This window comes from Clostridium sp. C8-1-8, assembly GCF_009928445.1.
In the GTDB taxonomy this organism is placed as follows: domain Bacteria; phylum Bacillota; class Clostridia; order Clostridiales; family Clostridiaceae; genus Clostridium_AR.
Genome location: NZ_JAABNO010000010.1, coordinates 34327 through 57520 on the forward strand (window position 1 = coordinate 34327; position 23194 = coordinate 57520).

At 33.3% G+C, this 23194-nt stretch carries 15 protein-coding genes, 1 riboswitch and 1 other annotated feature; of the genes, 13 read left to right on the forward strand and 2 right to left on the reverse strand.

All coding sequences use genetic code 11. From position 1 onward, the window contains the following. The first annotated feature begins 6 nt into the window (after positions 1-6). Positions 7-301 (forward strand) — a binding site (T-box leader). Between the two features lie 315 nt (positions 302-616). The 7 genes from argS (at position 617) to GXK57_RS12000 (ending at position 10314) form a co-directional block, all read left to right on the forward strand. Further along, positions 617-2383: an arginine--tRNA ligase gene (argS, locus tag GXK57_RS11970; RefSeq protein WP_160676309.1), complete on the forward strand. Its 1767-nt coding sequence runs from the start codon at positions 617-619 to the stop codon at positions 2381-2383. 24 nt (positions 2384-2407) lie between these two features. Further along, the gene (locus GXK57_RS11975) at positions 2408-2848 is read left to right on the forward strand and encodes a tetratricopeptide repeat protein (protein ID WP_160676312.1); all 441 of its coding nucleotides are present in this window, start codon (positions 2408-2410) and stop codon (positions 2846-2848) included. A 203-nt stretch (positions 2849-3051) separates the two neighbouring features. Continuing rightward, positions 3052-3861 carry a DUF2262 domain-containing protein gene (locus tag GXK57_RS11980; RefSeq protein ID WP_160676315.1) on the forward strand — a complete coding sequence of 270 codons (810 nt, stop codon included), beginning with the start codon at positions 3052-3054 and terminating at the stop codon, positions 3859-3861. A gap of 57 nt (positions 3862-3918) precedes the next feature. After that, a riboswitch (TPP riboswitch) is annotated at positions 3919-4029 on the forward strand. 228 nt (positions 4030-4257) lie between these two features. Then, positions 4258-5094, forward strand: a complete 837-nt coding sequence (thiM, locus tag GXK57_RS11985; protein WP_160676318.1) for a hydroxyethylthiazole kinase — start codon at positions 4258-4260, stop codon at positions 5092-5094. Further along, positions 5084-5704 (forward strand): thiamine phosphate synthase, encoded by a 621-nt coding sequence (gene thiE, locus GXK57_RS11990; RefSeq protein WP_160676321.1) that lies wholly within the window; start codon positions 5084-5086, stop codon positions 5702-5704. The genes thiM and thiE overlap by 11 nt, the downstream gene beginning before the upstream one ends. Before the next feature lie 439 nt (positions 5705-6143). Then, on the forward strand, positions 6144-9455 hold the full coding sequence (locus GXK57_RS11995) for an immunoglobulin-like domain-containing protein (protein ID WP_160676324.1): 3312 nt from the start codon (positions 6144-6146) through the stop codon (positions 9453-9455). Positions 9456-9759: 304 nt separating this feature from the next. After that, on the forward strand, positions 9760-10314 hold the full coding sequence (locus tag GXK57_RS12000; RefSeq protein WP_160676327.1) for a GNAT family N-acetyltransferase: 555 nt from the start codon (positions 9760-9762) through the stop codon (positions 10312-10314). Between the two features lie 53 nt (positions 10315-10367). Here the strand turns inward: GXK57_RS12000 and GXK57_RS12005 are convergent, their stop codons facing one another. Then, positions 10368-11120 (reverse strand): DeoR/GlpR family DNA-binding transcription regulator, encoded by a 753-nt coding sequence (locus tag GXK57_RS12005; protein ID WP_160676330.1) that lies wholly within the window; start codon positions 11118-11120, stop codon positions 10368-10370. A 129-nt stretch (positions 11121-11249) separates the two neighbouring features. Between GXK57_RS12005 and GXK57_RS12010 the strand changes: the two genes are divergently transcribed. The 5 genes from GXK57_RS12010 (at position 11250) to GXK57_RS12030 (ending at position 20084) form a co-directional block, all read left to right on the forward strand. Continuing rightward, complete coding sequence (locus tag GXK57_RS12010) at positions 11250-11873, forward strand: HAD family hydrolase (protein ID WP_160676333.1); 624 nt, start codon at positions 11250-11252, stop codon at positions 11871-11873. 173 nt (positions 11874-12046) lie between these two features. Further along, positions 12047-13294, forward strand: a complete 1248-nt coding sequence (locus tag GXK57_RS12015) for a sn-glycerol-1-phosphate dehydrogenase (RefSeq protein ID WP_160676336.1) — start codon at positions 12047-12049, stop codon at positions 13292-13294. A gap of 167 nt (positions 13295-13461) precedes the next feature. Further along, positions 13462-14820: an MATE family efflux transporter gene (locus GXK57_RS12020; protein WP_160676339.1), complete on the forward strand. Its 1359-nt coding sequence runs from the start codon at positions 13462-13464 to the stop codon at positions 14818-14820. A 469-nt stretch (positions 14821-15289) separates the two neighbouring features. After that, positions 15290-17284, forward strand: coding sequence for a methyl-accepting chemotaxis protein (locus GXK57_RS12025; RefSeq protein ID WP_160676342.1), 1995 nt, complete (start codon positions 15290-15292; stop codon positions 17282-17284). 361 nt (positions 17285-17645) lie between these two features. Further along, a complete protein-coding gene (locus GXK57_RS12030; protein WP_160676345.1) occupies positions 17646-20084 on the forward strand; it encodes a hypothetical protein in 2439 nt (812 codons plus the stop codon). Between the two features lie 271 nt (positions 20085-20355). Here the strand turns inward: GXK57_RS12030 and GXK57_RS12035 are convergent, their stop codons facing one another. Next, complete coding sequence (locus tag GXK57_RS12035; RefSeq protein ID WP_160676348.1) at positions 20356-20670, reverse strand: demethoxyubiquinone hydroxylase family protein; 315 nt, start codon at positions 20668-20670, stop codon at positions 20356-20358. A gap of 417 nt (positions 20671-21087) precedes the next feature. Between GXK57_RS12035 and GXK57_RS12040 the strand changes: the two genes are divergently transcribed. Beyond that, positions 21088-23073 (forward strand): methyl-accepting chemotaxis protein, encoded by a 1986-nt coding sequence (locus GXK57_RS12040; RefSeq protein WP_160676350.1) that lies wholly within the window; start codon positions 21088-21090, stop codon positions 23071-23073. Positions 23074-23194: the final 121 nt, after the last annotated feature.

Sequence of the window (23194 nt, forward strand, 5' to 3'; positions counted from 1 at the left end):
ACATACTAAAAATCGATGAAGAGAAGAGTATTTTTTTATGAGTTTTACAGCGAGCAAAGGTTGATGAGAGCTTTGCAAATAATAAAGAAAGAAGAGAGCCTCTGAGATGCCGCCTGAATTAAGTAGGGATGGCCGCTGACTGCGTTATGGTTTCAAGTGGATTAAAAGGCTGTATAGCTTAAGAGATAGATTTCCTAATACTAAGGGATTGTTTTCTTATAGCCATACATTTATATATTAAGATAAATTTCATTAATATGTTAATCAAAAAGAGTGGTACCACGGTATCCCCGTCTCTTTATAGGAGACGGGGATTTTTTTATTGTTTAGAGCAGTATAAAGTTTTTTCCTAACTAAATTATCCTTTGGTATATTGTTGTTTTTTACATTCTCTATTGATATCAAAGGGTTAAAATAGATAGTTAGGAAAAAGAGTAAATAAGACTACATTTTAGATATAGTCTTGGATAAGTAATTTTAGACGGTTTAGATGAATATGTAGGAGAAATAATAAAAAATTGTGTTACCTGCCAGAATTTCTTCACGTAGGTTCAGAAAAGGAAGATGGGCGGAAAATCAATTTTAGTAATTTAATTAATTATATGGGGGAGTTAAGATGAATAAAATTCTAAAAATTGTAACCAACATAGTAGAGAAGGCTTTTCTAGAGAGTGGATATGATAGCTGCTATGGAAAGGTTACAGTATCAAATCGTCCTGATTTGTGCCAATACCAGTGCAACGGCGCAATGGGCGCTGGGAAAGTTTATAAGAAAAAACCGAGTGATATTGCTAGTGAAGTTATAGAAAAACTTAAAGCTAGTGAGATTTTTAGTGAAGTTACTCTAGTAAATCCAGGCTTTATAAATATAAATTTAAAGGATGAGTTTATTTCTGAATACATTAATAAGCTTAATTCTAGCAATTCCTATGGCGTAGCAATTACAGATAACCCTAATAAGATAATTATAGATTACGGCGGCGCCAATATCTCAAAACCCCTTCATGTAGGACATTTAAGAACTGCAATAATAGGAGAAGCCTTGAAACGAATGGGAAGATTCCTTGGCAATGAAGTTATAGGTGATGTCCATTTGGGTGATTGGGGGCTTCCAATGGGTATGGTAATAAGTGAGATTAAGAGAAGAAAACCTAACTTGCCGTATTTTTCTGATGAAGAACTTGATGAATACCCAAGCGAAGCACCATTTACCATATCTGATCTTGAAGAAATATATCCTACTGCCAGCAAAAAAGCTAAAGAAGATAGTGCATTTATGGAAGAAGCCAAAACGGCTACCTTTCATCTACAGAATGGAAAGAGAGGATATGTAGCTTTATGGAAACATATTTTAAGGATATCAACTGAGGATTTGAAGAAAAACTATGGCAATCTAAACGTAGAGTTTGATTTATGGAAGGGCGAAAGTGATTGTAATCAATATATAGATAAGCTTATAACTTACTTAAAAGAGAATAATTATGCATATGAAAGCGAAGGCGCCTTAATCATAGATGTGGCAGAACCAGAGGATAAAAAGCCAATACCACCATTTATACTTCTTAAGTCAGATGGTGCTGTATTATATAGTACTACAGATTTAGCTACTATTCACGAGAGGGTAAATCTTTATAAACCAGATTTAATTATGTATGTTGTAGATAAGAGACAAAGTCTACATTTCGAGCAAGTGTTTAGATGTGCTAAAAAAACAGGAATAGCAGGGGAAGATTTAAAGCTTCAATTTATAGGTTATGGAACTATGAATGGTAAAGATGGCAAGCCTTTTAAGACAAGAGACGGAGGAACCATGAGGCTTGAAGAGCTTGTAAAGCAAGTACAACTGAAGGTTAAAGAAAAGATAACCTTGAATAATGCTGATCTTGCCATAGATGAGATAGAGAATATTTCAAGGATAGTAGGCTTATCCTCTCTAAAATATGGAGATTTATCAAATCAGATTAATAAAGATTATATTTTTGATATAGATAAATTCACCTCCTTTGAAGGAAAGACTGGTCCTTATATTCTATATACAATTGTTAGGATGAAATCCATCCTAAGAAAAGCTGCTGAAAGAAAGTTACTTGTCTCTTCAAATATTGCTAAGCCTAAAAGCAATACAGAAAGAGATATAATGCTGAAACTTAGCTTGTTTAGTGATATAGTAGAAACTAGCTTCGATGAAAAAGTTACGCATAAGCTATGTGAATATATGTTTGAACTCTCCAACTTATTTAATAAGTTTTATCAAGAGAATAAGATATTAACAGAACAGAATTTAGAACTTCAAGCCTCTTGGCTAAGTTTACTAAGTCTAATAAAAGGAGTTTTAGAAACTTGTTGTTCTCTGCTCGCTATTGAAGTGCCTGAGAGGATGTAAAATAATATAATATTAGGAGAAATCATGTTTAATATATTTAAGAAAAAAGAAGAAGAGAATATTGTAGCAAGATTCTTAAGACTAATGGATGAAGGTAATTATTCTAAGGCTTTGCCTATTATAAAAGAAATTATAAGTAGGAGTCCTAATATAAGTACCAGCCACTTTAATTATGGAGTATGCTTAGAGGGATTGGAACAACATAATGATGCAGCTGAGGCTTTTTTAAAGGCCTATGAACTGGACAATGAGGATGGAGGTGCACTATATAGAGCTTGCATTTCCTTGGCGAAAGCCAATAATAAGTCTAGATTATACGAAGTGTTTGAAAGAGAATTAGAATATAATCCCTTAATGATAAACAATTTTCTTGAAGAAGAAATGTTAAGCAAGTTCTTTGCAGATGAAAGGTTTATAAAACTAAGGGATCGGTATTCAGACTACATAGGCAGAGAGTATGATTAGCAATAAAGTTGTATACTGTTAAAGCACTATGTTGAAAATATAATAGGTTAGTAAGTATATGCTTTAATGGGCTTAAGGTAGTTGATCGCTCGTATAGAATTTTGTACAGAACTACTTCATAAACAGAGGCTAATTAATAAACGTGAGAGAGTTTTTTTGAGGAGATTCTTTAGATAATAAAAGCATAAAGTGGGAGAAATAATATGAGTAAGAATAGTGAAATTAAAAGGTTTGAAGATAGATTTGAAGATGAAGTAATGGATATAGTTGCTATCACAGGACCGTCTGGAGTTGGGGCAGGTAAGGCTGGCGGGGCTGTATTATGGGAAGCTTCTATAAATATTATCGCATGGAGAGACTTAGAAGCCTCAAAACAAGTCAATGATGAAGAAGTAAGGCTATGCTGGTTAGTTGATGATGAAGAACTTACAAAATCAAGAGATATTATAAGGCCTAATAGTATTGTTAGTCTAAAGGTAAGAAGAGGGAAGAGTTCTATGATGTTAATTGGGGTTGCATCTCAAAGTACTAAAGATGAAGAACTTGAAAAAATACTTGAGGAATCAATGAAACCTGTTTTTTATAATGATGAATTGCTAGGCCAGTTTGAACTGAATAAGAGTGTAAAAATATTTGAAAAGGAAATTCAGTGGGCTGGAGAAGAGGGTAGCTTAAGCTTTGATTTAGATGAGGAAGATAATATGGAAGCCTCTTTAGAAACTGCTCGCGTACTTTTTAAAGATCAAAAGAATTGGGATAATAAGATAAGGAGCTATGCAGCAGAAAAACTACTTGATTTAGCAAACGAATGGCTTCAGGATAATGATGAAGCTAAGATAGATGAAATAACAGAGGAAATGTTTGTTAATTTCATGGAGCTGGAAAGTATAACAGTATACCCAGAGGGAAAATTTGATATGTTTTTCTTTGATGGAGATATGTTCTGGGGACATTGCATAATCGTTACAGGAAATATTAATGGTGAGTTCGATTCAGCAGAAATTGCTGGTTAATACCTTACTTGCTTGAAGTTAGTACTTATGATATTATAACTCTATAATTTAAATATTTACATAACACAGGGGTGTTGGATAGGCCAACTGAGATTAAGATCCTTAAATCTTTGACCCTAAAACCTGAACTGGATAATGCCAGCGTAGGAAGTTGTTTATCTGAAAGATTATTTAAGCACAAATCCTATGGATTTGTGCTTTTTTACTGTCTAGACCAGGTTTAGGATTTTTGCTATGTAGAGCTAGGAATTTGAAAGACCTATAACAGTTACTTAGGGGAAGCAGTAAAAAAGAAAACTTATTCTTCTGCCAGATTTTCATCATATAATTTGGGAAAGGCAGATGGGTAAAAAGATTACAATATAAGAATTAATCAACTTGGAGGTAGATTATATTATGGAAATAAATAAAAAAATAGCAGAGGCTTTGAAGAGTGTAAGAGAAAGAAACCCTTTGGTACATCATATAACAAACTACGTTACAGTAAATGACTGTGCAAACATAACCTTAGCATTGGGTGGATCACCAGTTATGGCAGATGATATCAATGAGGTTTGTGATATGGTTTCATTAGCCTCAGCTTTCGTAATAAATATAGGTACTTTAAATAGCAGAACAGTAGAGGCAATGATTGAGGGAGGCAAAAGAGCTAATAAGTTGAATATTCCTGTAATACTAGATCCTGTTGGAGCTGGAGCAACTTCTTATAGAACAGAAGTTGCTAAAAAAATAATAGATGAAGTTAAGTTGGCGGTTGTTAGAGGAAATTTGTCAGAAATAAAAACCTTGTATGGAATAAAGGTGCAAACTAAAGGTGTTGATTCAGGTGAAATAATAGATGACAATGCAGATGAATTTACCATTGCCAAGGAAATTGCAAAGGATTTTGCTAAGAAATTAGGTACAGTAGTTGCGATAACTGGAGCTGTAGATATTATAACTGATGGAAGCAAAGTGTATACTGCACACAATGGACATAAGATTATGGCTAAAATTACTGGTACAGGCTGTATGTGTACCTCACTAATAGGTTCTTATTTAGGCTCTGTAGATGACAAGCTAGTGGCTGCATTAGCAGGTATTACTTCTATGAGTATTGCTGGAGAGGTAGCTTATGACAATTTAGATAAGACTAAAGAAGGAACAGGCACACTAAAATCTAAGATTATAGATGCTGTTTATAATTTAGATGATAAAACAATAATCGAAAGAGGAAAGATAAATGAAGAGTAACATTGACTACAAACTATACCTAGTTACAGATAGAGGAGTTTTAAAAGGAAGAGACTTAGCTGAATCGGTAGAGGCTGCTATAAGAGGTGGTGTAACCTTGGTTCAGCTAAGGGAAAAGGATATAAGTACTTTAGACTTTCATAAGGTGGCTTTAGAGGTAAAAGCTATAACAAGGAAACATAATATTCCTTTGATTATAAACGATAGAATTGATATAGCTTTATCTGTGGATGCAGAGGGTATTCATGTTGGACAAGATGATATGCCGTGTACTGTCACAAGAAAGATAATAGGTGAAGAGAAGGTAGTTGGAGTATCTGTTTCTACTTTAGAAGAAGCTATACAAGCAGAGAAAGATGGAGCAGATTACATTGGAGTTGGAGCTATATTTCCAACAAGTTCAAAGGATGATGCTAAGTCAGTCTCTATTGAAGTTCTTAAGAAAATAAAAGAAACAGTTTCAATTCCTGTAGTAGCTATAGGTGGAATTTCTTCTAAAAATGTTTCCCTTTTAAAACCAGCAAATATAGAAGGAATAGCTGTGATTTCTGATATATTATCTAAGGAAGACATTACAAAAGCTGCTAGAGAACTTAAAGAGCTTATATAAAAAGTATGATGAAAATTTTGTGCTTTAAGTTGAAAGTATAAAAAACTCAATAAGCTAAACCTAGAAGTATCATGGGCTTAGCTTAGTTTTTAGGACAAATAATAAAAAATACCACCTATTTATGAGGCAACTGAAAAGCTAAAGTTTTTCAGTGGCCTACTATTTATTTGCATGTTTTTCTAATATTAATTGCAAAGTCAGATGTGCATAAAAAAGTCATTGAAGAAGTAGAGAATTTAAAAAGTAAATATTTATATTTTATAACTTCAAAGAAAGGTATTGCTTTGGAGTAATATACAAAATATTCCATAGAGCGTTGAGGAAAATAATGAGCTGTTGTATAATGATATGTGCGTACCAATATTTGGAATTGTATGGATAAATTGGACGGGGGAGATTCCATATTGGTGGATAATATTAAAAAGAAGGGGGATATTTTATGAAAAGAACAATCATAAAGAGAATTATGGTTGTTGCACTTTCTGTAGTTACTGTTTTAACAGAAGTGCAAATTACTGCATATGCAGAAGTTAGATCAAATTCTATCGACTGTTATGTAAACGATTTGAGCGTGAATATTGAAGACAAAAATCTTTATATTGGAGGGCCAGAAGAATTTGGAACACTTAGCATTGGGACAAAGGTTGAGCCTGAAAATGCAGATCAAAAAGTAAATTATAAGTCTTCTGATCTTAATGTAGTTACTGTTGATAGCAATGGACAAGTTAAAGCAAAGGCTAGTGGAACCGCAAAGGTTGAAGTTACTACCAATGGGTTAAAGAAAAATGGCAGGCCTATAATAAAACATGTTTCCATCAAGGTTAGAGATTTTGTTAATCCTAAACGTATAAGTTTGGAATGTGACAACAGAGTGATTAAAAATGGGGATACAACAAGTGTACTTGCAAAGGTATTGCCATCTAATGCAACGGATACCTCCTACAGCTTTAAGAGTAGCGATACTTCTTTAGCTACCATTGACTCAAAGGGGGTTGTAAAAGCTAATACTAATGGTATAACAGGAGTGGTTACCATTACTGCCATAGCAGCTGAGCCTGATAGAGATGGAAATCAGCTTAAAGAATCAGTAGATATTACGATAAATCCTAATCCAGATGTGGAAACAGTAAACAAAATATCAAATGTAGGAATTCATGATCCATCTATATTTCAGGACCCTGTGTCTGGAAGGTACTATTCTTATGGAACTCATATTATAGCAGCAAAGTCTAATGATGCGGTATCTTGGAACTATATAGCTAATTCACAGCTAAGCTATAAGCAGGGAAATAACCTTTTTGACAAGTGGTATGTAGATGAATTTAGGGATATTTATAAGTGGCTTTTCTCTTATTCAGAGGATGATATATCAAAGATTATCTCAGGCCAAAAAGCCGATCCACAAGGCATATGGGCTATAGATGTGACCTATAGTAAAGCGGCAAAAGATGCTGGTAATGATCCATACTTAATGTATGTAACTGTGTGCAACGGAGCCTGGAAATCTGCTATAGTACTTTGTACTTCAAACAATCCAGAAGAAGGATTTAAGTATAAGGATACAATAGTATGCTCTGACTACACTGCAGCAGAAGTGGATGCTGGCAATACGAATTTATTAAAGGTATTAGGCTTGAATACTAGTTCAGAGGTAAGAGCTAAGTATGGAGATTATTATTTTCCTAATGGTTTTAGATCAAGTGGAGCTCAGGTTCCTGACTGTATAGATCCACATCCATATTTTGATCAAAATCAGAACTTATATATGACTTATGGTTCCTTTACCTGCTACGGAGGAGTTCGTGTGTTAAAACTAGATCCTTCAACAGGTGGCCGCTCTAAGGACAATTATGAATATAAGACAACAGGTAGTGAAGTTATGGCTGATCCATACTTTGGTACAAAAATTGCAAACAAGTATGGGGAAGGGCCATATGTTTTCTGTGTAAAGGATACTACTAAAACTTCACAAACTGGTTATTATTATTTCTTATTTTATTCTCAGGGAAATCTTAATCCATATGGCGGATATAATATGAGAATGATGCGTTCAGAATATGCTGATCGTGGATTTGTAGATTATGCAGGAAATAGTAGTTTGACTACAAGTGTGCCTCAAACTAACCTAGGTGTAAGAATAATGGATAACTACAAATTTAGCTTTATGGATTATGCATCTACAGCTAATGGAGGTAACTCTGCTATGGTTACTTCTGATGGAAGAATCCTATTGCAATATCATAGCAAAAGTAATGATGGAACCTATGGTTTTGTGGTTAAAAACCAGCAAATGTTTTTGAATCAAGAGGGATGGCTTGTAACAATTCCTTATATATATAAAGGTGAAACTCTAGCTTCAATTGCAAAAAATCAAATTCCAGGAGATTATGAATTTATTTATCACAGACTTTCTTATACAAACACAGGAAGTGTTACTAATAAGTTTGATTATGTTGATAGTGTAGTTGAAAAATTAAATAGTGACGGAACAATTTCAGGAGCTTACTCTGGACAATGGTCCTATGATGAATCGAATAATTATATAACAATTACAATTGGATCAAACCAATATAAAGGGGTAGTACTAGAACAAAGAATGGATGATACAAGTAATACCAAAACAATCGTATTTGGAGGAGATGGGAAAGATAATAGGACAGTTTGGGGAAGCAAGATAGTAAAAACTGAAGCTGAAAGAGCCAAAGCTGACATGGACAAACTTTCTTTAAGTACAACTTTAAATAATGATTTTAAATTAAATACTACAGGATTTTTTGGATCCAATATAACTTGGACATCAGATAATGCTGCTATAACTATAAATGGAGCTAACGCTAAGGTTGTTTGCCAAGACTATGATACAAAGGTAAGGCTAACTGCAACCGTAACTTATGGTAGCACAGTTTTAACTAAAAACTTTGATGTTACAGTTAGTGCTGAGCAGATATTAATCGATACAGTTATAAGAAGTGCACATATTTCGCTACCTTATAAGACTGCTGCAGGAAAGACGATCATTTGGACATCATCAAATCCTTCGGTAATATCTTCAGATGGCACTGTAGTACAACCGCAAACTGGAAATGTATCAGTTACTCTTACTGGAAAGATTGAAAATAGTGATAAAGCTCTTACTTTTGAAGTAACTGTGCTTCCATCAACTATTACAAAATATATTTATACTCAGAACTATGAGGATGTGACCAGTGTATCAAGTGTGTGGACATCGCCTAATGCTCAGTCCAATTTATCATTGGCAACAGATGCAGACCACGGAAAGTACGTTAAATTCGCTCCTGGTGCTTTGAACTCTAGAGGGGCAAGTTCAACTTTTAATTTAAATGAGGCTGTAACTGGTGCATATACTGTAGAGTTTGACTGCGCACTTACACCTGGAAACGATCAAGAAACAGATTTTGCTTTAACTGGAAAAGACTATGTTTATACTGGAAATAGTCTTAATAATGGTATATCATCTGGATATATTTTGAAGTTTGCTGCAATAAATAGTACAACATGGACAATCAATGATGGCAAGGAGACTGCAACTCTTCCTTCAGGCGGATGGGTACATGTTACTGCAGTTGTAAGTACTACTACTGGAAAAGTTATACTTACAATAAAGGATAATAATACAACTTACTATCAGGGAACTGTTACAATAAACGGAAGTGGTTCTTTAAATGGAATGTACATTAGAGCGGGAAGATATCAGTCTATTACTAATGTAGATAATATAAAGGTGTATTAGACGTTATACAATTTAAGCAGCACTGTTAAAAATACATTTTTATAAGTTTATGATGGATGGAAGCCATGCATAAAAGGTAATAATTTACCCTTAAATGTATGGCTTCTGTTTTTAAAGAAAGCTTTACTATTATACAGATGGTTATTATATTGTATAGTGAATTATGATTATGAAGTTAAATGTGCACTAGTGTGGTCTGTTGATTGGAGATGAGAATTATAGACTTAGTAGTTCCCTTGCTATATAATAAAAAATAAGGTAGGTAGAAAATAGAAAAAAATACTTTTTAAGGGGAGGAATTAAGATGTTAATTCATAAGGGGACAGAGCAGATAGAAACAGAAAGACTTATTTTACGTAGATTTGAAATGAAAGACGCAGAAGATATGTTTAGAAATTGGGCCGCTGATGAAGAAGTTTGCAAATTCTTAAGTTGGAATCCCCATAGTAACATAAGTGAGACTGAGCAAATAGTTGAAAGTTGGATAAATTCTTATGAAGCTAATTACTATAACTGGGCTATCGAACTAAAGGAACTTGGACAAGTGATAGGTCAGCTTTCTTTAGTAGGAATCAATGAAAAATATTCCTCTTGTATGCCTGGATATAATATAGGAAGAAGTTTTTGGGGAAAGGGCTTTATGACAGAGGCATTAAGAGCTGTCATCATATATATGCTTAAAGATATTGGGATGAACAGGATAGAGGCAAGACACAACACACTTAATATAGCATCTGGAATGGTTATGAAAAAAGCAGGAATGAAATTTGAAGGTATTTTAAGACAGGTAAAAGTGGATAAGCATGGCAATTTTTATGATCTTGCAGTTTATTCTACATTAAAATCTGATTTGGAATAATATATTATAAGTAACAGTATTTTCTAAATACATTCATATAGGTAACCTATCCATCAATATAGGTAATTTATATAAGAAAATTTCTTCATAAAGGAATCTGAAGGTTTTTTTTCTGAAATTAAGTAATCAAGGTCTGCTACTGTAGCAACCTTATATGGAGCAATAGATTCAAAACGACTGAATGGACATAAAAATATTTTTTTCTTTGAATGAGATAGCATCATTTTACGTATTGTTGTCTCATTTTCGTTTGTATCTGTGATAACTCCTTCTTCTGATAAGGCAGCAGAAGTGAAGAATAGCATATCAACATATATATTGCTTAGCATTTCTAGTGCAAAAGATCCAGTGGTTATTACATCATTACAGTCTGAAACTAATCCTCCTACACAATAGGTAGTAATATGCTTTGAGGCAAGTAGATGGGCTAAGCTGATATTATTTGTAAATACAGTAAGGTTCATATCAGAAGTTAAAAAAGCAGAAAAATTAAGAGCTGTAGTAGAGCTGTCGATGAATATGGATGAACCAGGCTTTATTAATTTTGATGCCATTCTCACTATAGTAATTTTTTCGCGTTTATTTTCTTGTATTCTCATGGCAAAAGGTGCAGTACCAGGCTGTGCAGAAAGAAGAGATACCCCTCCATGACTTCTTTTTACTAGCCCTTTATTTTCAAGTTTAGTTAAATCCCTTCTTATACTGGATGGACTAATAAAAAGTTTTTCTGATAGATACTCCACTGTTGCGTAATTATTTTCTTTTAATATATCAAGGATTTCTTTTTCTCTTTGTAAAATGCTCATTTAAGGTGCTCCTTTTCTCATTTGAGATGCTCATTGATGGTTATTTGTCATAATTAACGCCAAGTATTGACCATATGAGCATTATTTAATATTATACTCTCATAAATAATAAAAATGAAGGAGGTTTATATGATAAAAAACATAATTTTTGATGTTGACGGTACACTGTGGGATACAACAGAGGTTGTAGCTAGGGCTTGGAACAAAGCTATTGAAGTGGTTGGTGGAACTAAGGCAGTGATAACCTCCCAGGTATTAAAGAAAGAATTCGGAAAGACTATGGATGTTATAGCAAATAACTTATTCTTTGATGCCAATGAGGATAAGAAAAAAGAACTATTAAAGAAGTGTTGTGAATGTGAGCATGAATTTTTAGAGTATAATAAAGAGAATCTTCTGTTTCCTAAGGTTAGAGAAACTATAGAAAAGCTGTCAAAAGAGTGTAATCTCTATATTGTTAGTAATTGTCAGTGTGGATACATAGAACTTTTTATGAGAAAAACAGGTATAGAACATTATATACAGGATCATGAGTGCTTTGGAAATACCGGTAAAAGCAAAGGTGAGAACATAAAACTTGTGGTGGAAAGAAATCATTTAGAGGATGTTGTCTATATAGGAGATACCCAAGGAGATTATGAGGCCACTTTAGTTGCTAAAGTTCCGTTTGTTTATGCAAAATATGGTTTTGGCAATGTGGAAGGTTATGATTTCGCTATAGATAACATGGAGGAGATGCTAAGTTTATTGTAGGTAGATTCTACTAAATAGATACCTAAATGTAAATCTATTAAAAATTATTTAAGCTTTTAATTTTAAAAGTTTATCTGTTTTTCCAACAGAAGCTGACAATATAAACTTTATTACAAGTGTTATATAATTTGAAGATATGAGAAGAAAATTTATAAATATGGGGGAAGGGTAAAATGAAGGTAGATTTAGAACGTTTTTTAGGTACTTGTAGTTGTGGACGACCTCATAACATTTCGGTTAAAGCAATATATATTGAAGCTAAAGCAACTAGATACTTAAAGGAGCTTTTGAGAGAGTATAAAAATCCAGTTTTTGTATGTGATGCTAATACTAAAAGAGCTTCAGAAGAGGCGCTTTACGAATATTTTAGCCAATACAAGGTGATTGAGCTTACAGGAGAAAATATACATGCTGACAATGACAATGTAGAAAAATTGTCTAGTAAGATAGAAGCTAAAGCTGATATATTTATTGCTGTTGGTTCAGGGACTATTCACGATCTGACTAGGTACGTAGCCTTTGAGAGGAGTATACCATTTATTTCTGTTCCTACTGCAGCAAGTGTGGATGGCTTTGTATCAACAGTTGCTGCTATGACTTGGAATGGAATGAAAAAGACTTTTTCTTCTAAGGCCCCAATATATGTACTAGCAGACACAGACATTTTTAGCAAAGCACCTTATAGACTTACTGCCTCTGGCATATCAGATTTGATGGGAAAGTACACCGCTTTAGCCGATTGGAAAATATCTAATATTCTTACTAATGAATATTTCTGTGAAAGTATATATGACTTAGAAATGGAAGCAGTTAAAGAAGTAGAAAGCATATTAGATAAAATCAAGCTAGGACATGAGAAGTCTATGGAAAAACTTATGTATGCATTGATCCTTTCTGGACTAGCAATGCAGATGATTGGTAATTCTAGACCTGCTTCTGGTGCAGAACATCATATATCTCACCTGTGGGAAATGGGAGTAATAAATGAACCTATCGATGCACTTCATGGTGAAAAAGTTTCTGTAGGTTTAATCTTAAGCTTGGAGAAGTATGGCGAGATCTTAGAAGCTATGGAAAGTAATAAATGTAGAGTAATTGACAACTCAGAACTAGAATTGGAACTTCTTAAAGATACCTTTGGAAAGAAGGGCTTATATGAAGAAGTTCTAGCTGAGAATGGAGAAAGTCTATTGAAATCTATTGAGCTTAGCAAATTAGAGCAGAGTTTTAAAGCTATTGCCTTAGAGCTTAATAAGCTTCCAAAAGCAGGTGCAATGGAAAGCAGACTAAAGAAAGCAGGCTGTATAGTATCAATGGATCAGTTAAACCTACCAGATATTAAAAGGCTTACATTGGCTTTAAGTCCGTATGTTCGAAGAAGATTGACTTTTATGAGAGTGTCAAAGCTCTTAAGCTTATAGTTTTTTTATAGAAACTTAGTATTATCAAGATTTAAGACTGGCATCATTGAAAAATTTTAATGTTGCCTCTTTACATTAGAAGAGATAAATGTACAAATAAAAAATGAAAAACAATAAAGAAAAATTATGCAATAAAAGATAAATTGCTAGATAGAAAGAGGAAAGTTATGGCTGCAAAGTATGTACAAGATATGACGGAAGGAAATGAGGTTTCATTACTTATAAAGTTTTCACTTCCTATGTTAGTAGGTAATATTTTTCAACAGTTTTACAATTTAATTGATTCAATAATAGTAGGAAAGTTTATTGGAGCTAATGCTCTAGCTGCAGTAGGGGCCACAGGTTCATTAAGTTTTTTGTTCTTTTCCATATGCTTAGGATTATCAATTGGTATAGGGATTATAATAGCGCAGTACTTTGGTGCTAAAAAAGATTCTCAGGTAAAGAGAACTATAGCTAATGGGATTTACGTGATAGGGATATCTGGATTGGTGATGAGCATAATAGCTGCTGTATTTGCTCGTCCTATACTACAGTTAGTGCAGACACCGCCAGAAATTTTAGACGATGCAGTTACATTTTTAAGGATAGTATCTGGAGGAATGATAGCTGTGGCGGCATATAATGCTATAGCAGCTATACTCAGGGCTTTAGGCGATTCAAAGACACCTTTGGTATTTTTAGTTATATCTTGCGTTATCAACGTGGTTTTAGATTTGATTTTTGTTCTTAAGTTTGGATTTGGAGTTGCTGGAACAGCTTATGCTACAGTTTTTTCACAAGCTTCAGCTGCAGTAGGCTGTGTTATTTTTGCGTTACTTAAGAATCCTTACTTTAAGCTTAAGAAGGAACATTTAAAAGTAAATTGGCCAATTGTTAACAAGTGTATAAGAATAGGGCTTCCAGTAGCAGCACAAAATTCCATGATAGCCTTATCCTTAGTAGCTTTACAGCGTGTTGTAAATGGTTTTGGAGAAACAGCAGTAGCAGCTTTTACAGCAACAAGCAGAATTGAGCAGCTTATTCAGCAACCATTTAATTCTTTAGGTGCAGCTCTTTCTACTTTTTCTGGACAAAATATGGGAGCTAATAAACTAGAAAGGGTTAAAAAGGGATACCGTAAGAGTATTCTAATAGTTGCAGGTTTTAGCCTTATAGCACTTTTAGCTGCACAGTTAGGGGGAAGAGCTATAATGGAAGTCTTTGTAAAGGATGAAGCGGTAATAGAGCTTGGAGCAAAAGCTATAAAGCTAACGAGTCTAATGTATTTTCCATTGGGAATGATTCATATTACAAGAGGATTGCTCAACGGTACTGGTGATGCTTTCTATGCCATGATTAACGGAATGGTTGAAGTTATAGGAAGAGTTGGATTCTCAAGCGGGTTAGCTGTATTTCCTGTATTCGGGGTGTGGAGTGTTTGGATAACAACCGGGCTCACTTGGTTTATTACTGCCATTGCAAGTGTTATACGTTATAGGCAAGGAAAATGGAAGGAAAAATCATTAGTAAAGCAGAAAAAATAATAAAGCTTCATTTTGACCAATAAGCATATAAATATCTTTGTATTAAGCAAAATAAGATTAAGATTAATAGCTGTTTTTGTAACTATATTCAAAACATTAATAGTTTCTTAGAGGATAATTAGAAAATGTAAGATTTAAATTATTTAGCATATTTCTTTACTTTAAGCTTAGTAATATAGAGATATTTATATACCTAACTGTTATTATTCTTACAATTTTTAGATTATATAATTAAAAAAGAAAAATACAAAATTAATAAAATGAAAAATATTAGTTGTATAGAATATCAATTTACAAGTGTGAGACGGTTTTAAATAATAAAAAAGCAATAGAAAAGGATTAGACCCTCTAAATCGAGATTGCTAGATAATAAGATTTTGTCGAAAAAAGTAAAGTATTTACAAAATACGACGAGTTATTAATATATAGATAGATTTACTAGTTGAGTAATTTTGTGGAGGGAAATTATATGAAGAGCATAAAAGTTAAATTAATGTTGTTCTTAGGTTTGTTGATAGGAGTAATATGCATAGGGTTAGGAATTTTGGCTTATTTTGATTCTTCAAGATCATTAAAATCAAATATAGGAAAAACTTTGCCTTCTATAGCAGAGCAAGCAGCGAATACTATACAAGGAGAACTTAATGGAAAGTTAGGAGCTTTGGAAGTGCTTGCATCAAGAGAAGATATAAAAGATTTAAATATTCCATATGAAAATAAGCTGCCGATTTTATTAGATGAAGTTAAGAGAAGTGGAAGTGTAAGGATAGGTATAGCAGATAAAGATGGAAATTTAAAGTATAGTGATGGAAAATCTTCGAATGTAAAAGATAGAGATTATTTCAAGAAGGCGATTGCAGGAACAAGTAACGTATCTGATCCGCTAGTGAGTAAGATGGATGGAGCTATAGTTGTAAATTTTGCAGTGCCAATCAAGAATAAAGATGAAGTTGTTGGTGTTTTAGTTTCTTCGAATAATGGTAATAAATTAAGTGACTTAACTAATCAAGTCAAATTCGGAAAAACAGGTACGGCTTTCATGATAAAGAAAGATGGAGTAACCATTGCCCATACTGACAAAGATATGGTTCTGAAAATGTACAATGCCATAGAGGAATCAAAAAAAGATTCTAAATTAGCTCCATTGGCTAATATTGAAAAAGCTATGGCAGAAGGAAACAAAGATGCTAGTGAGTATATCTTTCAAGGAGAAGATAAGTATATAGGGTATGCTCCAGTAAAAGGTACAGAGTGGTCGCTAGCAGTAACGGTTTCAACCAGTGAAGTATTGTCTGAGTTGAATACTATGAAGGTTATAGTAGTAGGATCATCTATAGTTTTCTTAGCATTGGGATTAGGACTAGCTTATATTATAACAAACAGCATCTCTAAAGGAATAAAGTCAACTTCAAAGCATTTGGGTTTATTGGCAGAAGGAAATCTTACAGAAGAAGTCTCACCTAAATATCTAAGGTTAAAAGATGAAATAGGGGAAATGACTAAGTCAATGGATAGAATGCAGCAGTCACTTAGAGAAATGATAAATAAGATTAAGGATAACTCTTCAAATATCGATTCTCAGGCCTTAAATTTATCAGCGGTTGCTGAAGAAATAGCTGGTTCTTCTCAAAATGTGGCTGAAGCAATAAATGAAATTGCAGAAGGTACTGGAAGTCAGTCTAGTGATTTACTAAGTGTAATCGAAGTACTTGAAGATTTTAGCAATAAGTTATCTGACATGGTAAGTGAAATACAAGTTGTAGATTCAAATTCCAGAGAAATAAGCTCTATGGCTAAAATTAGCAGTGTAGAGATGAATGATTTAAATAAATCAGTTGTAAAGGTTAGTGATTCCTTTAAGTTGTTCAACGAAAAAATTCTTATGCTTGGAAAAGGTATAAATGAAATAAATGAGATAACTAACTTGATAAATGACATTTCAGAACAAACAAATTTATTAGCGCTAAATGCAGCTATTGAGGCTGCAAGAGCAGGGGAATCAGGAAGAGGCTTTGCGGTTGTTGCAGATGAGATAAGGCAGCTGGCAGAACAATCTAAGGATTCTTCATTAAACATTAGTAAATTGATCACTGAAATATCTCAGGATACAGATATTATTGTTAATGATTCTAGAGTTATGGACAATGAACTTATCAGTCAAGTTAGCATTATAAATAGTGCAATAGATTCTTTCAATAAGATAATTAGAGCTGTTAATGAAGTAATTCCTAAAATAGAAGCGGTTAAAGACTCGGCAGAAAAGATAGAAAAAGATAAAAATATAATATTAGGCAGAGTCGACGGCGTTTCTTCAGTTTCACTTGAAGTTTCAGCATCTGCTGAAGAAATTGCTGCATCCTCAGAGGAAATGAATGCCTCTACTGAAGAGGTGGCAGCTGCTGCACAAATGCTTAGCAGTATGACTAATGATATGATGGAAGAAGTAAATAAGTTTAAAGTTTAGTGAATGTTACATATTAATTAAATAAAATACATTGGTGTAGAAGTCATAAAACCAATCTAAAAGTATAAGTCATGGGTAAAAGGTAAAGTTAATTCCTTTTACCCATGGCTTTTTTTACTGTCTAGACAAATATGGAATCTATTTATTAATTGAACCAACTAATATGAAAGGTTTTCTTTAAGAAGTATTTTGAATTTTAAATTTAAATCTCCTTTCATCAATATTGTGCTAGAAATAGGTGATTTAGTTAAAGAATTAGATTAAAGATATTAATATAATACAATTATAGCTGGAAAATATATTTTTAACACCAAATATAGATTTATAGAGTAATGGAAATTTTTACTAAGGAGGTCTAAATATGAGAGAAGAAAAATCTAATACTACAATAGACTCAAATAAGAATAATAAAATAGAAAAGTATGGTTACAAGTCTATTTCCGTTCCTGGAGGCGGTTTTGTTACTGGCTTTGTATTTCATCAAGCGGTACCCAATATTTTATACTGCAGAACTGATATTGGCGGATGCTATAGATATGATTTTGAAAATAATTATTGGGTATCTTTAATTGATCATGCTACTGGTGACAACTCATGGGAAACATATCCCTTGGCTATAGCGCTAGATATGCAGAATCCTAGTTATGTATATACAATGGTTGGTGATTGTCTAGTTAACAAAATTGGATTTTCTGAGGATTACGGTGCTCATTGGGTTTATTATGATGCTCCAGCAATTGATGACAATGGAAATACAGCAGTAATACATGGTAACGCAGCTGGAAGATCCACTGGTGAAAGGTTGGTGGTTGATCCTAAAAATTCAAAGGTTTTATATTTAGGAACAATGAAGCATGGCCTTTGGAAAACCATAGATGGGTGTAAAACTTGGACAAGATTACAGGTTGCATATCCTGAGAAAAACTCTGAGGATAATATATGTTTTGTGGAAATTGATCCTAAAAGCCAAGTAGTTAATGGTCCCTCAAAAAGAATTATAGTGGCCACTAATGGTAAGGAAGGATCCACTGGTAATGGAGTCAGAGGCCAAAGTGTTTATATAAGCAATGATGGAGGAAAAAACTTTAAGCCGCTTAAAGGGGAGCCTAAACCAGTCTTTGGACAACCTAGAAATTATCCTGGTTATGTTGCTCAGAGGGCTTCCTTTATGGGAAAGTACTTATTTATATCCTATACTGATTACAACCTTGAAGGCTTCAATTGGGATACCTATGGCTGCGACTTTGGTAGATGTTACGACGGGGCGCTTTACCGCTTTGAGCTTGATGAAGAAGGAGAAGTTATTCAGGCATTAGATATAACTCCTAAAAGCCTTATCGAACCAGATTTTAATGATAGCAATTGTAATGGCAGAAGATTAGGTTATGGAATAAGCGGCGTATGTGCCGATCCTCAAAGAGAAGGAACCTTAATATGTTCCACTATTTTAGCAAAGCCAGATACTATTTATAGATCTACTGATTACGGTATTACTTGGGAGTCTATACTTTCAGGACTTACTATAGGAAATATAGATTTTAATGTTTCTTATCAAAGACCAGAATATAATGGCAATGCTTCACTGATACATTGGATGTCAGATCTTAAGATAAATCCATTTGATAGAAACATGGCATTTTTTAATACCGGTGCAGGGATATTTATGACTAAAGACCTAACTAAGTCAGATCAGGGAGAAGCTGTTACTTGGAGTTGCTGTGATGATGGAGTAGAGGAAACTGTACATCTTAACGTGTATTCGCCTCCTTCAGGAGAAGTTAAAGTTATTGATATAATTGGTGATTACGGTGGATTTGTATTTAAAGATTTGGATAAGCCAGCAGAAAATACTTTTGCAAATCACAATAAAGATAGGTGGATAACAGCAATGAATGCAGATTATCCAGATAGTAATCCTAACATAATCCTAGTGGCTCCAAGAGGTAATTGGACTGGAAAAACGAAAGGAGGAATTATAGCCTCCTTTGACCAAGGAGAAAACTGGCAACAGTTAAGTGATCCATTTGGAATTACAGAGGAAATAGATGAAGTTATTAATGATTTAAAGAAACCGAATGTAACTGCTGGGTGGGTGGCTATATCCTCCGATGGAGAAGCTATACTTTGGACTCTTGGAGATCCTTTATATGCCTCAAGACTTGTTTATACTGAGGACATGGGCAAGACATGGTTTAAGGTGACAGTAATTGATTCTAATGGCGAAGTTATTTCTCAAAAAAAAGCTCCTATAAAGGTCATGGCTGATAGAGTTAACTCAGAAATCTTCTATGGTTTTGGAGATAACATAAATGGGAAAGGATTTTACGTAAGTAAAGATAAAGGAAAGAGCTTTCATCAAATAGAAGCCCCAAAGGGTTTCCCAGAAGTAAATCTTGCAGGGATAGATGGAAAGCAGATTTATGAAATTAGAGTAGAAGCTGAAAATGAAGGTGTCATATGGATGGCCATGGAACAGTACGGTTTATGGAAAGTAATTTATGATAGTAAGCTTAATATTTTTATAGGAGTCAAGGTTTCTAATCAAAATGACTATATTAAGGGAATAGGTATTGGAAAATCTGCCGAAGGTAGTAAATTAAAATCACTATATACTAGTGGAACTATAAACGGACAGTATGGATTTTATAGATCTGATGACGGAGGAAACCACTGGATTAGGATAAATGATGATAAGCACCAGTATGGTGATATTCGCTCTATATCTGGAGATCCTAGAGTATTCGGAAGGATTTACTTAGCTACTGGTACTAGAGGATTAGTTTATGGTGATAGGATTTGATTATAATTCGCTAGTAGTCTATAAAACATCAATGGAAATTTAAATATTAAGTTATGATTTAAAATATGGCTTAAAGTAAGTAATTTTAAACTAGAGGTTATAGAATCTATTAAAGATGTATCACTTCAATTGGAAATTTGTTGTTTAAATTCCCTTACTTACAGATAGGAGAATTTGAAAATATAAATCCTATTAAGAAGTGATACATATTTATGTACTTATGCCAAAGAAGTATTCAATAAGTTACTTACACCATCTGTATTTAACATTTTTATTGTAGAGGAGGTTGGAAATTGTGAGCTTCTTGATCTCTTATGTTTTGCTTTCCTTTTTCAGTACTTTCAATTTCCTTAGGGCATATAATATATAATAGTTGTTGCAATTCACCTACATGTCTTCTTTCTTCATCGGCGATATGGTAGAAAATTTTTTTAGCTCTTTCATCATTTGTAGCCATGGCATGAGCTTCATATCCAATAATAGCTTCAAGCTCACCAGCTATATCCACTCTAATAGCTTGAGCAAGCTCCTCATTAGACATTTGTCTAGGGACATTTGCTACAAAAGGATTTCCTAATAAAGCCATAAAAACACATCCTTTCTTAAGATTTATCTTCTCACCAATTAAGAATCAGTATACTGCTATTAAAGAAAAATTAAAATTTATTCATCCCCTATAACTTCTGCCTATAGATTCAAAAATGCAGATAAATAAAAGTTAGCTAAAGAAAAGCTCCTTTAGCTAACTTTTATTTATATATTTAACTAATACCTTTACTAGTTTTTTTCAAGCTTGGAAGCAAATGAACTAAGTTAATACTTGTAGTTGTTTACATAGAAAACATTATTATACAATGTTCGACAAAGAAAATGAGCTTTTTATGAATAAAATCATACATATATATAATGTTATTAAACAAATGAACGAAAATATAAAAGATGAAATGATATCATTTATTATATAAGAATTTTTATGAAAAAAACGATTACCAAGGGGGTACTTATGAAATTTACCAAATCGCTGAGATTTAAACTTATGTTTATACTACTTTGTGTGTCATTAATACCAATGCTTTCTCTTTCTATATTTCAGCTTGCTAGATTTAAATCTGTAATAGTGGAAAATATAAAGGATCAAGAGGTTGCTGTTGCAAACTCTACAGTCAGCTCTATGAACAACTGGCTAGATGGTAAAGTGTCACAGCTTACAGAGCTTTACAAGGCTCATCCAGAATTTAAGAATGGAGATGCTGCTTCTATATCAGCTGTATTAAATCCAGTTAATGAAAGTGATAAAGAAGTGGAGCTGTTTGTGTTCGCCAATAAAGATGGTATGATTGGCACTACTAATGTAAGCGATAGACAATACTTTACTAAAGCAAGAGATAATAAAAAAATTACTTATACTGATATCATTGAGAATAAAAGCAACAAAAACATGGATATACCAATAGCTATGCCTATATTAGATGATAGCAACAACTTTAAGGGAGTAGTAGCAAGTTTGGTAAGTGTAGAAGCAATAAAAAATTATGTTGGTAAGGTTAAGTTAGCAAACACTGGATTTGCCTTTATGTTATCAAGTACTGGAGACTTTATATATCATCCTAATTCAGATTATATAAGTAAGTCTTATACTGATGTAATAAAGAGTAATGATTTAAAAGGAATTATAAAAAATGAAATGCTAGCTAAGAAATCTGGGTATGTAAAGTATGTGGATGATAAGGGAATAGAAAAAATAGCGTCTTTTGCAACTGTTGACAATACAGGATGGAAGGTTATAGTTACAGTACCTACCTCAGAAGTTTATAGCCAAGTAAATAGTTCTGTTACCATATCAACAATTTTTATAATACTTGCAGTGATAGTAGTATTAATAGTGTCTTTCATCATGGCTACTATAACAGTAAAGCCAATAAAATTGACAGCTGATTACTTAGGCCACTTGGCGAATGCCGACTTTACAAAGGATATACCTGAAGAGTCTAAGAAACGTTCTGATGAAATCGGAATGCTTGCTAATTCCATGTCAATAATGTTTAATTCAATAAAGTCGCTTATAGGCGATATTATTAATGAATCTAATAGTGTTAAAGACAATATAGATGTATCAACAAATAATATTTTAGAGCTTTCCAGAGAAATGGAACATGTATCATCAACTACTCAGGAGATGTCAGCAGGTATTGAAGAGACCGCTGCAGCTACAAAACTTATGAGTGATTCTTCTAGTAATATAGAGAATGCTATTGAAAGTATATCAAATAAGGCTCAAAATGGAACTAAAATAGCGGAAGAAATTAGTGAGCGTGCTCAAAAACTTAAAGAAAAAGCTATAGCATCTCAAAGAGATGCACAAGATGTACGTAATACTATAGATGCAGATACTAGAGAAGCTATTGTACAGTCAAATGCTGTTGAAAAGATAAATGTGCTTTCAGAATCGATCCTACAGATCACTTCTCAAACCAATCTTCTTGCATTAAACGCAGCAATTGAAGCAGCTAGAGCAGGAGAAGCGGGAAAGGGATTTGCTGTTGTTGCTGATGAAATACGTAAGTTAGCAGAAATATCAAAAGATACAGTTAATGAAATTCAAGATATAACAAAGCTTGTGGTAGAAGCTGTTACTAATTTGAAGACAAGCTCTGAAAAAGCGCTTAATTTTATTGATACTGCAGTAATAACAGACTACAAGATAATGGTAGATACAGGAGAGCAGTACTTTAAGGATTCAGAAGCTGTTGCACATCTAGTTAATGACTTTAGTTCAACTGCAACAGATTTATCAAAATCTATAAATGAAATGATAACAGCAATTAATGATGTGTCTACTTCCAATAATGAAAGCGCACAAGGTGCTCAAGGAATTTCAGAAAAAGCATTTACCGTAATGCAAAGTGCAAATGAAGTTACTAACTTTATGAAGGTTACAGAAAGCAATGCTCAGAAGCTTATGGAGATAGTAAGTAAATTCAAGATTTAATAAGCTTTCTTTATAAGAATAAGATAAGTTTTAATAAGAGTTTTTGATTATAGTACAATATGCTGTATATTTGTGAATACCATAAACTTCCCTAGTAAATAGGGAAGTTTATTTTTTTATT

Coding starts and splice junctions, on each gene's coding strand:
- GXK57_RS12020 (WP_160676339.1), top strand. CDS start 13,462: ATGGCTGCAAAGTATGTACAAGATATGACGGAAGGAAATGAGGTTTCA.
- GXK57_RS12005 (WP_160676330.1), bottom strand. CDS start 11,120: ATGAGCATTTTACAAAGAGAAAAAGAAATCCTTGATATATTAAAAGAA.
- GXK57_RS12010 (WP_160676333.1), top strand. CDS start 11,250: ATGATAAAAAACATAATTTTTGATGTTGACGGTACACTGTGGGATACA.
- thiM (WP_160676318.1), top strand. CDS start 4,258: ATGGAAATAAATAAAAAAATAGCAGAGGCTTTGAAGAGTGTAAGAGAA.
- GXK57_RS12025 (WP_160676342.1), top strand. CDS start 15,290: ATGAAGAGCATAAAAGTTAAATTAATGTTGTTCTTAGGTTTGTTGATA.
- GXK57_RS12015 (WP_160676336.1), top strand. CDS start 12,047: ATGAAGGTAGATTTAGAACGTTTTTTAGGTACTTGTAGTTGTGGACGA.
- GXK57_RS12030 (WP_160676345.1), top strand. CDS start 17,646: ATGAGAGAAGAAAAATCTAATACTACAATAGACTCAAATAAGAATAAT.
- thiE (WP_160676321.1), top strand. CDS start 5,084: ATGAAGAGTAACATTGACTACAAACTATACCTAGTTACAGATAGAGGA.
- argS (WP_160676309.1), top strand. CDS start 617: ATGAATAAAATTCTAAAAATTGTAACCAACATAGTAGAGAAGGCTTTT.
- GXK57_RS11980 (WP_160676315.1), top strand. CDS start 3,052: ATGAGTAAGAATAGTGAAATTAAAAGGTTTGAAGATAGATTTGAAGAT.
- GXK57_RS12000 (WP_160676327.1), top strand. CDS start 9,760: ATGTTAATTCATAAGGGGACAGAGCAGATAGAAACAGAAAGACTTATT.
- GXK57_RS12040 (WP_160676350.1), top strand. CDS start 21,088: ATGAAATTTACCAAATCGCTGAGATTTAAACTTATGTTTATACTACTT.
- GXK57_RS11975 (WP_160676312.1), top strand. CDS start 2,408: ATGTTTAATATATTTAAGAAAAAAGAAGAAGAGAATATTGTAGCAAGA.
- GXK57_RS12035 (WP_160676348.1), bottom strand. CDS start 20,670: ATGGCTTTATTAGGAAATCCTTTTGTAGCAAATGTCCCTAGACAAATG.
- GXK57_RS11995 (WP_160676324.1), top strand. CDS start 6,144: ATGAAAAGAACAATCATAAAGAGAATTATGGTTGTTGCACTTTCTGTA.